The 14,617-nt window shown below is 62.1% G+C and carries 10 protein-coding genes; 3 read left to right on the top strand and 7 right to left on the bottom strand.

The window, feature by feature from the left end; translation table 11 throughout:
• Positions 1 to 47: 47 nt before the first annotated feature.
• On the bottom strand, positions 48 to 839 hold the full coding sequence (locus A3AY_RS0105445; RefSeq protein WP_018324679.1) for a molybdopterin-binding protein: 792 nt from the start codon (positions 837 to 839) through the stop codon (positions 48 to 50).
• Positions 836 to 1,699, bottom strand: coding sequence for a cytochrome b/b6 domain-containing protein (locus tag A3AY_RS0105440; protein WP_018324678.1), 864 nt, complete (start codon positions 1,697 to 1,699; stop codon positions 836 to 838). The genes A3AY_RS0105445 and A3AY_RS0105440 overlap by 4 nt, the downstream gene beginning before the upstream one ends.
• 258 nt (positions 1,700 to 1,957) lie before the next feature.
• On the opposite strand from A3AY_RS0105440, the gene A3AY_RS0105435 reads away from it, so the two are divergent.
• Positions 1,958 to 2,509, top strand: a complete 552-nt coding sequence (locus A3AY_RS0105435) for a hypothetical protein (RefSeq protein WP_018324677.1) — start codon at positions 1,958 to 1,960, stop codon at positions 2,507 to 2,509.
• A 53-nt stretch (positions 2,510 to 2,562) separates the two neighbouring features.
• On the opposite strand, the gene folK is transcribed toward A3AY_RS0105435, so the two are convergent.
• From folK to folP, 3 genes are read right to left on the bottom strand one after another with little or no spacing between them, the layout of a single operon-like run.
• Positions 2,563 to 3,090 (bottom strand): 2-amino-4-hydroxy-6-hydroxymethyldihydropteridine diphosphokinase, encoded by a 528-nt coding sequence (folK, locus tag A3AY_RS0105430; protein WP_018324676.1) that lies wholly within the window; start codon positions 3,088 to 3,090, stop codon positions 2,563 to 2,565.
• Position 3,091: 1 nt separating this feature from the next.
• Entirely contained in the window at positions 3,092 to 3,460 is a 369-nt protein-coding gene (gene folB / locus A3AY_RS0105425) for a dihydroneopterin aldolase (RefSeq protein WP_018324675.1), read from the bottom strand.
• On the bottom strand, positions 3,457 to 4,338 hold the full coding sequence (gene folP, locus A3AY_RS0105420) for a dihydropteroate synthase (protein WP_018324674.1): 882 nt from the start codon (positions 4,336 to 4,338) through the stop codon (positions 3,457 to 3,459). The genes folB and folP overlap by 4 nt, the downstream gene beginning before the upstream one ends.
• A 198-nt stretch (positions 4,339 to 4,536) precedes the next feature.
• Here folP and A3AY_RS0105415 point away from each other — a divergent pair, with 198 nt between their 5' ends.
• Complete coding sequence (locus A3AY_RS0105415) at positions 4,537 to 5,166, top strand: DUF922 domain-containing Zn-dependent protease (protein WP_018324673.1); 630 nt, start codon at positions 4,537 to 4,539, stop codon at positions 5,164 to 5,166.
• 688 nt (positions 5,167 to 5,854) lie between these two features.
• On the opposite strand, the gene A3AY_RS0105410 is transcribed toward A3AY_RS0105415, so the two are convergent.
• Entirely contained in the window at positions 5,855 to 6,175 is a 321-nt protein-coding gene (locus A3AY_RS0105410) for a 2Fe-2S iron-sulfur cluster-binding protein (RefSeq protein ID WP_026203137.1), read from the bottom strand.
• 202 nt (positions 6,176 to 6,377) lie between these two features.
• Positions 6,378 to 6,746: an Hpt domain-containing protein gene (locus A3AY_RS0105405; protein ID WP_018324671.1), complete on the bottom strand. Its 369-nt coding sequence runs from the start codon at positions 6,744 to 6,746 to the stop codon at positions 6,378 to 6,380.
• Between the two features lie 664 nt (positions 6,747 to 7,410).
• Here A3AY_RS0105405 and A3AY_RS0105400 point away from each other — a divergent pair.
• On the top strand, positions 7,411 to 14,178 hold the full coding sequence (locus A3AY_RS0105400) for an apolipoprotein A-IV repeat region-like domain-containing protein (RefSeq protein WP_018324670.1): 6,768 nt from the start codon (positions 7,411 to 7,413) through the stop codon (positions 14,176 to 14,178).
• Positions 14,179 to 14,617: the final 439 nt, after the last annotated feature.

The following is a 14,617-nucleotide window of genomic DNA, read 5'->3' as shown; positions in this document are numbered from 1 at the left end:
AAAAGTGTTCCACGGTTTTCCGATCAAAACCTGCAACGAAAGTCTGCTTAGATCCCGGCATACCATTCGTAGCCGAGATCTTCCCAGAAGCCCCCCTTGCCGCTGCCATAGGGCGCGAGCGTCGAGGCAAGTTCGATACCCTTGATGTATTTCGCCATCTTGTAGCCGAGCTGCCGCTCGATGCGCACTCGCAGCGGCGCGCCATTGGCCACACGCAGCGCCTCGTCGTTGCAGCCATAGGCAAGAATGGTCTGCGGATGGCGTGCGTCGATCAGGTCGATCGATTCGTAGTAGCGCACCGCGCCGGACAGGCCGAGGTCCATGCTGTCGTAACAATGGAAGACGACGAAGCGCGCTTCCGGCTTCACCCTGGCCTCGTCGAGGATCGTTGCGAGCGGCACGCCGGTCCATTTGGCGATGCAGCTCCAACCCTCGACACAGTCGTGCCGGGTGACCTGCGTGCGGGCCGGCATGTTGCGCAGCTCATCCAGACTGAAGCTCAGCGGCTTTTCGACCAGCCCGCCGATAGTCATCCGATAATCGGCGAACTGCTTCTCCTTCAGCGCCAGATAGTCCGCATCGGTAGGGTCGGTCGAGCCGTTCGGCCGCTGTCCCTGACGTACCTCGCTTGCCGAGAATTCCGGCGCCAGTGCATCGGCATCGATCAGCATGCGCTGGACGCGGTAGGTCAGGCTGTTTGCCGAAGCAAGCACATCCCGCACGGGGCTCTGGCTGGACAGGAAACCGTCGAACGCGCCACAGCCGGAGAGCGTTACGGCCGAGGCCGCCGCCCCCGCAACCGTGAGGAACCTGCGGCGATTGATGATGAACCCGCTCATGCCGTGTGCTCCTCTTTCTTTTCGGGATCGGTGCGATACCAGCCGGTGATGATCGAGCGCATTTCGTTCAGCGGACCTGCAGCAACGACCATGAAGATGTGGATCAGGAAGAAAGCCACGAGCAGCGCCATGCAGACGAAGTGGATGGTGCGCGCCGTCTGCCGTCCGCCGAAAACGTCGAGCAGCCACGGCCACGCCGCATTCATGCCGGGCGACATGGTGATGCCCGTCAGGATGATCAGCGGGAAGATGACGAGCAGGACACCGGCATAGGCGAGCTTCTGCAGGACATTGTAGCGGCCGTCGTGATGAAAGCGGAACCGCAGGTGATCGGAAAGGCTTTTCGGCAAGCCCCTGATATCCGCGCGGGACGGAAGGATATCGCGCCTGAGATGGCCGCTGATCAGGCTGGCGACGAACCAGACGAGGAAAGCCGCCACGAAGAACCAGGCAAAGAAGAAATGGATGACCCGCCCGGTCGCCAGATCCTGGTAGGATGGCAGCGTCGCCCAGGCCGGAAATCCGCGGTAGGACGGATTGTCCGCCGGTCCGCTCATTCCGAAAACGCCGGTCGTCTTGTAGCTTTGCCCGAAGATCGTGGTGTAACCATCGACCTTGCCGTCGGCGGCCTGCATGGCGCGCATGGACAGCACGCTGTTGTCGAACTCGAAACCCGATTGCTTGCCGATATAGAGTTCCGGGTGGGCATTGAAGATCTGCAGCCCGCTCAAAAGCAGGAAGAACAGGGCGATCGCCCAGGTCCAATGCGTGATGCGCGTGGCAATCCGGTGGCGGTAGATCACATTGCCCTTGTCACCATGGTGCGTTAAACGCGATTCGATGTCGTCGATGATGGTCATGGCAAGCCTCCTAGATGCGCATCTACGTAACAAACCCTAATCCGGTTTCAACGCAACTCCGCTCACCCGTGCACACATCCCGGTGAGGCGCGCGTGAAAGCCCAGGATTGCCAAGGATTTCAGGCGTGGTAGAAAGTCCGCATGAAACATTTCGTGAGCCTCAAAGCCGACCTTTCCAAGGGCCGGAGCAACACTCCATTAACCATTTAAGTGCAAATGTAACCTCACATTCCTGACATCGACCATCAAGGATCGTTTATGTTTTCGCGCCCTTCTTTGATCGCTCGCGGCATTGCCGCAGCCTCGCTTGCAGCCCTCACCTGCGCAGCCTCTCCGGCATTCTCGGGCGCCAACGACAAGGCGTTTTTCGAGCAGGTTTCCGGCCAGTGGAAAGGCCCGGGCGAGATCGTCGCGGGAAAATACAAGGGCACGAAATTCACCTGCGACCTGACCGGTGAAGCAAACGGAAGCTCCGCCGGCATCAAGCTCGACGGCTTCTGCCGCGTCGGCGTCTTCAAGCAGCCGATGTCCGCCGTCATCACCCAGTCCGGCAAAAGCTATAACGGCAAGTTCCTCGATGGCGCCGACGGCAAGGGCCTTGATATCGTCTCCGGAAATGTCGGCAAGGACAAGGTCGTCGTCGGCATCAACCGCAAGAAGCTGAACGGCGCGATGATCGCCCGCCTGCAGGGCGACTCGACGCTCAACATCACCATTTCGGTGAAGGTAGAGGACACGATGGTGCCGGTGATCGGCGTCAGCCTCAACCGCCAGCTCGACACCGTCGCCGTCGGCTCGATCAAGAAATAGCGAGTGTTTTCGGAGCGCTTCCAGAGAGCCGGCTCGTCCGGCTCTCTTGCGTTTCAAACGGCCGATTGAGGCGCGCGCTGCCGCCACCAATCATTGCGCGGATCGGCCACTTCGATGCCCGCGACATCAGCGCTCTCGAGCCATTCGGCCACCGATTTGCCGGCCACGACAAGATCCGGGGCGAAATCGGCGAGCGGCTTCAGCACGAACCCACGTTCCGTCATGCGCGGATGCGGTATTTCCAGCGTCCGGGAACTTTGGCTCAGGCTATCATAGGTCAGCACATCGATGTCGATCGTGCGCGGGCCCCAGCGCTCCAGCCGCTCGCGCTTCATCTGGCGCTCGATCGACAGGCATGCATCGAGCAGTTCGTCGGGCAGGAGCGAGGTCTCGACCGCAGCACAGGCATTGAAAAACCAGGCCTGGTCCGTCTTGCCCCAGGGCGGTGTCCGGTAGAGCTTCGAGACATGCATCACTTCGCAGTCCGGCCGCGTGTCGAGAAGCACAAGCGCGCGCGCCATCGAAGCAGCGGGATCACCGATATTGCCGCCGAGGCCGAGCGTCGCCAGATGAGTCGGCATCTCAGGCAAAATGCTCTACCGTCACTTCGACATAGTCGAGAACACCGGGAACCGGTGCGTTCGGCTTGCGGATCGATATTTTCGCGCGGCGAATCTGCGGAAAGACCGAACAGAGCGTTGTGGCAACCTCGAGCGCCAGCGCTTCGATCAGATAGCGCCGGCGGCCAGTGATGATCTTCTCGATCTCGGTGAAGACAACACCGTAATGCACTGTATCGTCGATGGAATCCTCGATCAGCGCGGTTCCCTGCTCGACATCCAGCTCGGCATCGACGAAGAAGCGCTGCCCGAGAAATTCCTCTTCGTCGTGAACGCCATGGCGGGCAAAGAAGGCGCAATTCTTGAGGGTGATCGTGTAGATCGCTGTCATGGCTGATTTTCCGTCCCGTGTTTTTCCTGCGCCCGTCTTTTTATCGCCAGCATAGCATCCGCCACCAGGAGCGCATCCCTGTTGATTGCGACATCATGTACCCGGAAAACCGCTGCACCCGCCATTCTCAGCAATGCTGTCGTGGCTGCCGTGCCGACATCCCGCTCCGGCGCGTCGCGGCCGGTGATCGCACCAATGAAGCGCTTGCGCGACGTACCGGCCAGAAGCGGCAGTCCGAAACCTCGCAGTTCACTGAAACGCGTCATCAGTTCGATGTTCTCATCGGTGTCTTTGGCAAAACCGAAGCCGGGATCGAGAACGATCCGGTCACGCGCGACACCGGCAGCAGCCGCTATTTCCAGCGAGCGCTCGAGAAAATGATATTGATCGCGCACGACATCTGTGAGCTTTTCGCGGTCGCGGCCGGTATGCATGATGCAAAGCCCTGCCCCGGTCGCCGCCGCCACATTCGCAAGATCGGGCTCACGCTGCAGGCCGTGGACGTCATTGATGATATGCGCACCGGCGGCAACCGCCAGTCGCGCGGTCTCGGCCCTGTAGGTATCGACGGAGACGATCGCATCCGTCCGCTCGGCAAGCGCCGCAATGACCGGCAGTACGCGCGCCTGCTCTTCGTCCGCCGTGACCGGGGCAGCACCGGGTCGTGTCGACTCGCCGCCGATATCGAGGATTGCGGCGCCCTGATCGAGGCAGTGCAGGGCCTGTGACACTGCGGCTTCCGTATTGTCATAGGCGCCGCCGTCCGAAAACGAATCCGGCGTCACATTGATGATCGCCATCAGCAGCCCGGTCGGCCCCAGAGTGAGTTTTCGGCCATGGGCCAGTTTCCATTCGAAGGGATCGAAAGCGTTGTCCATGATGGTTTCACTCCCTCCTCACCCTCCGCAGACACAACTTTGACCACAAATGGGGGCCAATGTGCCACACCTTGCGGCAAAGGCTCGGATTGTTCTCTTGTTTTCCGCTTTGTCCGAGATGCCGGCCATTTGCTGTTGCGCTGTGGCTGGCTATGCCCCAAGCTCTGGAGAAGTTCAACTGCCGAGACCTGTAAACCTATGATGACTGGCCGCATTTCCTTCGCCGCGTTTCTGATCTTGAGTATCGTCGCGGGCCATTCCTCGTCGGCGTACGGCGACACGGTGATAAGCAAGAGCATCACCTATTTCTCCGTAGGGGGCCGCACGGCCGAAGAACTGGACAAGGCGCTTTCCGAGCGCGGTCCGATGATGAATTCGACCGGTGCGCGGCATCCCGGCGCCACCAGGATCAAGTTCGGCGGCACGGTAACCTATGTCAAACACGGCAATCGCTGCGCCGTCGGCAGCGCCAAGGTGACGCTCAGCACCAGGCTCATCCTGCCGCGCTGGAAAAACCGCCGAACCGCAAACCGGGATCTGGCGCTGGTCTGGGACACGTTGGCAAGCGATATCAAGCGCCATGAGGAGCGTCACGCCGAGATCGCCCGCAACCATGCCCGCAAACTGGAGAAGGATTTTCTGGCCCTGAAACCCGAAGCGGATTGCGAGCGGATGCAGGCGCGTGTCGCGCGGTTGAGCGAGACGGCGATCCAGCAGCACGACCGCGACCAGGCCCGCTTCGACCGGACCGAGGCCGCCAATTTCGACCGCCGCATGATCCGGCTGCTGCAATACCGACTCGACGGGATCACGAAGGCCAAGCGGTAAATCGTCCGCAACAGTAGAAAAACGAGTGAAATTCGAATCACTCGGTATAGGCAAAACCTGCGCGTCAACAGCATATCACTGGTGACTTTTCACCATACAACAGCGCTGAAAGTTAAGGTATAGTCTAGGCATTGAATGAAGAGCAGGAAAACAAAATCTCTTCATTCCCTGCCCCGGATCTAGTCAATCTGCATCCACGCAGAGGCCTTGAATCGGAAGTATTGTATCGCGCTTGACTGTCCTGTTCCGGATTGATGTTCGACCGGCTCGGCGCATCGCGCATGTGGCGTTCTCCTGGCGTGTCCTGAAGCAGCAGATGTTCCCCTCCCTCATCTGTTGCGATGCGCCCTCCTAGCCCCGCTCGTCGATTGCGACCAGTGGGGCTTTTTCTTGGCTGGACTGATACCAAAGATCACTGATAATGACCGATGTGATGGCCCGGAAACGGGCGTCCGGGTAGAAGAAACCGCAGAGCGATGCCTGAGCATCGGTCGAGGATTTCGACGCCCTCCGGTGGCCGATTTCCGGGCCACCCGAAGGGCCGGTCGCTTTTGGCTTCCGGNCGTCGTCAAAAATCCTCGCCGGACCTTCTGGTCCGACTGCGGTTTTCTCCTAGCCGGAAGTCAAAATCGATCCGGTCACATCGGTCATTATCAGTGATCTTTGATATGAAACGGTCGCGCGAAGGTCAGGCCTGGCGCTCGGGAACGTGAACCACGAGCCCATCCAGGCCTTCGCTCATCTTGATCTGGCAGGAAAGCCGCGAGGTCGGTTTCACATCGTAGGCGAAATCGAGCATGTCCTCTTCCATCGCCTCGGGGGCACCGACCGTCGCCGACCATTCTTCGTCCACATAGACATGACAGGTCGCGCAGGCACAGGCGCCGCCGCATTCGGCCTCGATGCCGGGAACCGAGTTGCGCACAGCATTTTCCATGACGGTCGAGCCATTTTGAACGTCAAAGTCATACTGCGTGCCGTCGAAGGCGATGATGGTCAGTTTGGGCATTTGGTTTTCCGGATGCTTGGCGTTGTATCGGTATACCGCAGGAACAATCACGCCGCCCCTCATAGCAGAGGCGGCGGCGGAGCGCGGCAAATTCATCCGATTTCTTCCAACAATTCGCACCGCCAGTCAACACGAAGGGACCTGGCATCCGGCCTCTCCCCGCGACCCTTCGTCGCTGCGGGGTTTCCGGGCAAGTCTGCCGCTAGCGGCAGAGCTTCAGGATGAACAGTTCGGCCTCGATCACGGCGGCGCTCAACGCTGCAAGATGGTCGGCCTGATCCGGCTCGGCCTCGACAGCGCCGGCTGCCTCGGCAACACCGAAAGCACCGACGGCAAGGGCGGCCCCCTTGAGGCGGTGCGCGATCGCCCCGGACATGTCGGCACTGGCAGACGACAATTCCTTCATCAGCTGCCGCGCCTGCCGGGCAAACATCTGCAGCACTTCGATTTCCAGAAGCTTGTCGCCCATTGTCTGCGTCGCAAGGTGAACCAGATCGATCGCCCGCGCCTTCGCGGGACATGCCCCGCCGAGATTGTCGGGTGCTTCGAACGCGATCTTGAGTGCCGCCATGTGCCAATATCCTTATTCTGTTTTTTTCTGACGCAACCGGCCCGTCACCGGTGACATCGTGTTTTTCAGTTCCGCCTGCCCATGACACCGGGTTTGCCGCCGGTTTGTCTGGAAGTGCTTGACCCGTCAGGCTATTATGAGGCTCGAAGATGGTGCGGGCGTTACCCTCCCGATGCCTGTCCGGCTGTGATTTCGCTCGTCTCAGGAGCCCATTAGGCCGGATCGGGCGCTGCTATCTGATTAAAACGCGGCGCAATAAGGGCAGGTTTTTCTCGGCATGGTTAACGGCCATTAAACCGCCTGATTACAAGGGTTTCTGCCGGAAATAGGTCCATTTTTCATTAAGAACTTGTTAGGATTTTAACGAATGCCGGGGGCGTTTAATTGTAAGACACCGGTGAATGTGTCACTACGGTACGTTGAGGGATATGTTTATGCCTTAAGGTGCAGACAGTCCTGACGGAAAACCGCATCGAATGAAGCACCTACGGGGCTGATGTGCTGTTCCGTCGGTGCGTGGTTGAAATGGGTGCATGTCGGGTTCTGCGCAGATGTTATGCGCGTATCCTGCCGTCACCGTCCGAGTATCGGAGGTGCTCCCAATGCAGGCGGTGTTGCAAAGGGTCCTTCCGAAAGGGACAGTTTAGTAACGAGGCGTATCCGCATGGCGACAAATAAAAGCAACGAGTCGATCGACGACAAGGCATTTCAGGCGTTGGAAGACGCTTTGAAAATCGACTTTGACGAGCTTAAGTCTGCCCTCAACGACAAGACGTCCTTGGATGATCCGGAGGGAAAAGTGTCTGAAGCAGTGAGCCAGGCACCGGCACCCAGCCAGGCGAAGACGACAAAATCCAAGGATGAGGCAGCCCGCTCGGCACGCACGACGGAAACGCCACGAAGCCTCGCTCCCGAACCGGCCCCCAAGGCCCCATCCTTCGCGCCTGCCAATGATGATGGCCGCAGAACGCCCGCCGCCATCCTGCGCTCGCTGGACGTCCGCTCCGGCCGCTCGGCGATGCGGATCGCCGCCGCCGTCTCCGCGCTCTGGACGATTGGTGGCCTTGGTGTCGCCAACCTGCTCTATGGCCCGGAAATCTGGCAGATTCGCTCGCTTGCCGACCTGTCGGCGATGCCGGGCGCCATCGGCGCGGCGATCTTCATCATCCTGCCGGTGATGCTGTTCTTCTCCTTCGCCATCATGATTTCGCGCGCCCAGGAACTGCGCAGCGCCGCCCGGTCGATGGCCGAGGTCGCCCTGCGCCTTGCCGAACCCGAAACGGCGGCTTCCGAGCGCATCATGACGGTCGGCCAGGCCGTGCGCCGCGAAGTCTCGGCGATGAACGAAGGCATCGAGCGCACCATCGCCCGTGCCACCGAACTCGAAACCCTGGTGCATTCCGAGGTCAACGCGCTCGAGCGCAGCTACAGCGACAACGAGCTGAGGGTGCGCACCCTGGTCCAGGAACTTGGACTGGAGCGGGAAGCCATTGTCGGCCATGCCGAGCGCATCCGCTCGTCGATCGCCGGCGCCCACACGCAGTTGAAGGACGAGCTTGCAACCGCAGGCGATGAAATTTCCAGCCGTATCGCAACGTCGGGCGAGGCCTTCGCCTCGATGATCGAAACCCGCGCCGCCGCCCTGATGGAGCGCTCGGACAGCGCAACGCAGACGATCGGGGCAATGCTGTCGACCCGCACCGATGCCTTGCTCTCAGGCCTCACCACCGCCGGCGTGTCGCTCAGCAACGAGTTCGACACCCGCCTCGAAAATCTCAGCCAGACGCTGGCCAAGCGCGGCCAGCAACTGCTTGGTCAGTTCGAAACACGCGCCTCGACGCTCGATGCCAATACCGAGAAGCTGAATGCCGCGCTGAACGAGCGCGCCCGCCAGCTCAACGAGACGCTGATTGCCCGCACGCGCGATCTGAACGAAAGCCTCAATGTCGGCCAGCAGGCCATCACCGGCGGTCTCGACGATATTCTCAACACGCTGAACGCCACGCTGGACGAAAAGGGCGCAAGCTTCCGCCAGAGCCTGAAGAGCAGTTCCGACGATATGATCATGGATCTCGACCTGCGCTCGGGCTTCTTCGAGGAGAAGCTGCAAACGACGGTCGGACAGCTGGCGACGGCCTTCGATTCCCGTTTCCATGAATTCGCGACCGCCTTCGACAAGCGCGCCGGCATGCTTGATTCCAAGCTGATGGAAAGCCTCGCGCGCATCAACCAGTCGGTGAGCGGCGGCGCCGAATCGATCGGCAGCATGCTGGACGGCGGTATCGAGCGCTTCGAGTCCGCCCTGTCCGAACAGTCCCTGACGCTCGCCACCACGCTCGGCACGACACAGGACTTCATCGAGCACACGATCAGCGGCAAGACCGCCGAGCTCAGCGATGCGATCGGCAATGCGCACACCCGCATCGACAGCGTTCTGTCCGAACGGTCCAGCACGCTGATGAGCGCACTCACTGCGGCACAGGACCGGATCGAATCCGGCTTTGCGCAGCGCGCCGGTTCGCTCGAAACCGCTCTGACGGAAAGCCAGGAGCGGCTCGCCGAAACGCTTGACGCCCGCGCGAGTGCGATCACGACCAGCAACCAGCAGCTTGCCGACAATATCGTTACGCAAACCAGCGGCCTCATCGACGGGCTGCAGGCTATCCATGGCCGTATCGAAGACACGCTGACCAGCCGCGCCGACGAGATCACCACGGCAATCGCCGCAAGCCAGCTGCGCCTCGACGACACGCTTTCGCAGCGCACGGTCGAACTTTCGAGCCTGCTTGCTGCAAGCTCGGAATCCATCGACAGCGCCTTCGAGGGCACCGCGGAACGCATCGATACGATCCTGTCGCAGCGCACCGGCGCGCTCGCCAACGTGCTGAATTCCTCAACGGCAGCAATCGACAGCGCCTTTGATGGCACGGCAGAACGCATCGACACGATCCTCGCACAGCGCACCGGCGCGCTCGAAAACGTGCTGAATTCCTCAACGNCGGCAATCGACAGCGCCTTTGACGGCACGGCAGAACGCATCGACACGATCCTCGCACAGCGCACCGGCGCGCTCGAAAACGTGCTGAATTCCTCAACGACGGCAATCGACAGCGCCTTTGACGGCACGGCCGAACGCATCGATGCGATCCTGTCGCTACGCACCGGCGCACTCGAAAACGTGCTCGCCTCGTCGACGACCGCAATCGACAGTGCCTTCGACGGCACGGCCGAACGCATCGACGCGATGCTGGCACAGCGCACCGGTGCACTCGAAAACGTGCTGAATTCCTCAACGACAGCAATCGACAGCGCCTTTGACGGCACGGCTGAACGCATTGATGCGATGCTGGCACAGCGCACCGGCTCGCTCGCCAACGTTCTCACCTCATCGGCAGGCGCGATCGAAAGCGCAATCGGCGGCACCACGGAACGGCTGGAAACGCTGTTGTCCGAACAAAGCCGCACGCTCGGCGACACGCTTGCCAGCCAGACGGCAACGCTCGACACCATTCTTTCCGAGCGCTCGGCGGAGCTCACCGGCACCTTGTCCGCTCGCGCAAACGAAATGGTCGATACGTTGAGCAGCCGCACGGAAGAAATCGCCGATGGCCTGTCCTATCGCGCCAGCGCGATCGCGGAAACCATGGCCGACCGGGTGAGCGATATCGAGCAGCAGCTCTCGGGTCGCGTTGGAGCGATCGCCGAAAACCTCAGCGGCCGCGTCAGCGAGATCGCCGGCACGATGACCAGCACTTCGGCCGAGATCGCCACTGCCCTTTCCAGCCATGCCTCCGAGCTGGCCATGTCGATGGCAGACAAGGCGTCCGATATCGAACAGACACTGTCCGGCCGGGCCGGTCAGCTGGCGACATCGCTTGCTTCCACCCATGAGCAAATCCGGGCGACGCTGGACGACCGTCTCAACGCGATCAACGTTGCCGTGACGCATGGAACCGACCAGCTTTCCGAGGTGCTGGGCGAACAGGCGACCTCCATTGCCACGACGCTCGCCACCAGCGCCAGCATGCTGGAAATGACGCTGGAGGAGCGCCAGGCGGAACTCGGTAACGTCATCGACAAGAGCGCCGCGGCACTCGAACAGCGCATGCTGGCAAGCACCAGCCATGTGGCAAATCAGCTCGGTGAGAGCGCTGATCAGATCAGCCGCGCCGCCGATACGCTGTCGCATCGGATGGACACCTCCCTCTCCAACATCAACAGCAGCGTCGACGAGACCGGGGCACGCATCGAAAACACCCTTGGTGTGCTGGAAGGCAGAATTCGCAACAGCGTTGGCGGCGTCAGCGAATTCATTGACACGGCTGGCCAGAAGATCGCCGACACCCTCTCCTCTCGGGTTTCGGAATTCGATGAAGTCAGCCACAGGGCCGCCGCGCGCATTGCCGACAGCCTTGCCGGACGCGCCGAGGAAATCGATCGGATCGGCAGCGTCGCTGCGGCCCGCATTGCAGACGCGCTCTCCAACCACACGTCCGAGTTCGATCAGGTGAGCACCGCTGCCGCTGCGATGATCGCCGACAGCCTCGCCAGCCGCACCGAAGAAATCGACCGCATTGGCAACAGTGCCGCAGCGCGGATCGCCGAAACGCTGTCGGACCGCACGGCGGAGCTGGATCGGGTCAGCGCGACGGCTGCAGCCCGCATCACCGACAGCCTGGCCGGGCGCACCGACGAAATTGACCGTATCAGTGGCGCGGCCGCAAGCCGCATTGCCGATACGCTGTCCAGCCACACGGCTGAACTCGGCCGGGTCAGCGACGAAGCCGCCGCTCGTATCGAAGCAAGCATCGAGGGCGGTACCGGCCGCATCGAAGAGCGGCTCGGCACCATGGACCGTGCCCTGTCGATCGGTCTCGACAATGTCAGCCGGACGATCGAAGGCAAGGCCGCCGGTCTCGTCACCAACCTGCGCGGCGCCGTCAGCGATGCGGCACAGGGGATCGACGCCGAGGCCGTGCGCTCTGCCGAACTCCTGGCCAAGGCTGGCGACGATTTTGCCCAGGCAATGGCCGCACGCCAGGCCGATTTCCAGTCCAGCATCGAGCAGACCGCCGCAACCGCCGCGATGCGTAGCGCCGAACTGGCGCGCTCCGTCGGAGAAGCCACCGATGGCGCGGCCGCCCGGATCGCCCAGACGCAGGCCCGCGTGGCGGAACAGGCATCGTCGCTGCAGCAGAGCCTTACCGACGTGGAGAAGGCCCTGGAGGCCCGCGGCAACACGATCCGCACCACCCTCGACGATAGTACGCGTGAACTCAACTCGATGCTCGCCGGCCGTTCGGCCGAGCTGTCGCGCCTGATCGACGAGAAGGCCCGCCCGGTCATCGATCAATATGCCGCCACCGGCAAGGAAGCCGCCGACCGCATCAGCGAGGTCGCCCGCGAGAGCGCGGAACGTCTGCGCGCCGGGAATGCGACGCTGCTCGAGAGCCTGACCGCCCGCACCGGCGAGACGCTGAATGCCATCTCGAGCCGCGCGGAAGAAACCGCCAAGGCAATGAAGATGGTCGAGAACCGCCTGCAATCGACGGCCTTGGGCCTCATCGATCAGCTGGCGGCGAGCAATTCGTCGATCGCTGGCGTCATCGAGCAGGCAAGCGCCAACCTCGGCGCCATGGACGAACAGCTGGAATCGACCACGGCGCGGTTCTCGGAATCGGCCAATCGCGCTTCCGACATGCTGTCCACCTCGACCCGCCTTCTCGAAGGCAAGGTCACCAAGCTCGCCGAGATCTCAGGTTCGACCCTGTCGCAGATCGGCGGCATCGTCGGTCGCTTCGAGGATCATTCCAAGGTGCTCAGCCAGGCATCCGATCTCCTGGGCGCGGCGCAGTCCAATCTGGTCAGCACGCTCGAAGAGCGGCAGGACGCGCTGCGCACCCTCTCCGTCGGTCTTGTCAGCCGCTCGGAAGAGATCGAGAAGACCATGCATGCCCTCGAAGGCTTCGTCGACGGCGCCTTCCAGCGGGCGGAAGACCGGTCGGCGCAGATCGCCGGCAATCTGCGCTCGGGCATCCAGACATCCTTCAACGACGTCGGGCGTATCCTGACGGACGCAGAACAGCGCGCCGCCGCTGCAGCCGAGGCGATGCGCGATGCCGTCGTCAAGGCAGGCAGCGAGGCCAGCATGTCGGTCGAATCGGTGTTCGTGCGTGCCGAGGAGCGCTCGAGCGAGATCGCCAGCAACCTGCGCGCCGGCGTCGAGGCCTCCTTCGCCGATGTCAGCAAGACATTGTCGGAAGCCGAAGCTCGTGCAATGTCGGCGAGCGAAGCCATGCGCGCCGCAGTCGCCAAGGCCAGCGAGGATGCAGGCCTTGCCGTCGAGGGTGCCTTTACCCGCGCCGAGGAACGTTCCAAGGAAGTCGCCTCGCGCCTGCGCGGCAGCGTCGGCGCCTCGCTATCGGATATCGACCGGATGATGACCGAAACCGGCAAGAAGTCAGACGGTGCCGCCCAGCAGATAGGCGAATCGATCCGCCAGGCCGTCGAAGAAGCGGTCGGCCGCTTCAGCGGCGCAACCGATGAAATCCGCCGCGCGGCCAACGAGATCCGCCGCGAGCTCGACATGACCCGCGAGGAACTGAAGCGCGGCGCCTTCGACCTGCCGGAAGAAGCCAAGGAAAACGCCTCGGTCATGCGGCGCGCCGTTGCCGAGCAGATCAAGGCACTGCAGGAACTCTCCGACATTATCGGCAAGTCTTCCGGCCAGCTCGAGATCGCCCAGCCCCGCCAGCAGGCCGTCGCACAGCAGCAGCCGGTGGCAGCGGCTCCGGTCCGCGCCGTGGCGCAGCAGCCGGTCGCAGAGCCGCGCCGCCAGGAGCAGGAGCCCCTGCTGCGTGGAAGCCTCGGCCTTGAACAGCCACGCCCGGCCGCCCAGCAGCCGGTTGTCCGGCAGCAGGAGCCAGCCACGGTGACAGCACGCCCGCAGTCCGGGGAAGGCAGCGGCTGGATGCGTGACCTGCTGCGTGGCGCATCCCGCGATGAGGAGGCTCCAGCGCCCGTTCCAGCGCAACGGCCAAGTGAAGCGCAGCCTGCCGCCCGCGCCGGCGACACCCGCAATCCGCGCCATGTGATGGAATCGCTGAATTCGCTGTCCGTCGACATCGCCCGCGCGATCGACCATGACGCGTCAGTCGATCTCTGGCGGCGTTACCAGCGCGGCGAGCGCGACGTCTTCACCCGCCGCCTCTACACGCTGAAGGGCCAGCAGACCTTCGACGAGATCAAGCGCAAATACGACCGCGAACCGGAGTTCCGCACCGCCGTCGACCGCTATATCGCCGACTTTGAAAAACTGCTCGGCGACGTCTCCCGCAACGATCGCGACAAGGTAATGACGCAGAGCTACCTGACGTCCGACACCGGCAAGGTCTACACGATGCTGGCACATGCCGCCGGGCGGTTCAGCTAAGCGGGTTTCGGAAAAGTGTTCCACGGTTTTCCGATCAAAACCTGCGACAAAACAACGAAAGCTAAGCAGATGAATCGTTGGCTTGCCAACGAACGTCTGCTTAGTCAGCGGCCGAAGGGCTTTTGGGGCTCAATCGGCCTGCCCGCCTCGCCGGGGGTCATGTCCACGTTTGGTTAGCCAGGCAAGATCGACGGCGACCCCATATGTGCGGTTTGCCCGCCTTCTCCCCGGCGGGGAGAAGGCGGCGCGCGGCGCCGGATGAGGCGGCGGCTGACGCCGAAATCCTCGGCATAGGCACTTCTCCCGCTGGGGAGAAGTGAGCGCTGCTTTTCAAAAAATCTCTGTAAAATCAACAAAAGCACCCCGCCGTTTTCCCCGCCCCGCAGCCCGCGCATACAATGGCTGTGTCCTGCCGCGGATACACCGGTGAGCGTTGCCG

It is taken from the genome of Rhizobium giardinii bv. giardinii H152, from assembly GCF_000379605.1.
GTDB lineage: Bacteria > Pseudomonadota > Alphaproteobacteria > Rhizobiales > Rhizobiaceae > Pararhizobium > Pararhizobium giardinii.
The sequence above is the reverse complement of the archived record's forward strand: the minus strand, read 5'-3'. Positions and strand labels throughout refer to the sequence as shown.

Bases quoted from the DNA above. Each gene is read 5' to 3' on its own strand.
- A3AY_RS0105445 (WP_018324679.1), bottom strand. From the start codon at position 839: ATGAGCGGGTTCATCATCAATCGCCGCAGGTTCCTCACGGTTGCGGGG.
- A3AY_RS0105440 (WP_018324678.1), bottom strand. From the start codon at position 1,699: ATGACCATCATCGACGACATCGAATCGCGTTTAACGCACCATGGTGAC.
- A3AY_RS0105435 (WP_018324677.1), top strand. From the start codon at position 1,958: ATGTTTTCGCGCCCTTCTTTGATCGCTCGCGGCATTGCCGCAGCCTCG.
- folK (WP_018324676.1), bottom strand. From the start codon at position 3,090: ATGCCGACTCATCTGGCGACGCTCGGCCTCGGCGGCAATATCGGTGAT.
- folB (WP_018324675.1), bottom strand. From the start codon at position 3,460: ATGACAGCGATCTACACGATCACCCTCAAGAATTGCGCCTTCTTTGCC.
- folP (WP_018324674.1), bottom strand. From the start codon at position 4,338: ATGGACAACGCTTTCGATCCCTTCGAATGGAAACTGGCCCATGGCCGA.
- A3AY_RS0105415 (WP_018324673.1), top strand. From the start codon at position 4,537: ATGATGACTGGCCGCATTTCCTTCGCCGCGTTTCTGATCTTGAGTATC.
- A3AY_RS0105410 (WP_026203137.1), bottom strand. From the start codon at position 6,175: ATGCCCAAACTGACCATCATCGCCTTCGACGGCACGCAGTATGACTTT.
- A3AY_RS0105405 (WP_018324671.1), bottom strand. From the start codon at position 6,746: ATGGCGGCACTCAAGATCGCGTTCGAAGCACCCGACAATCTCGGCGGG.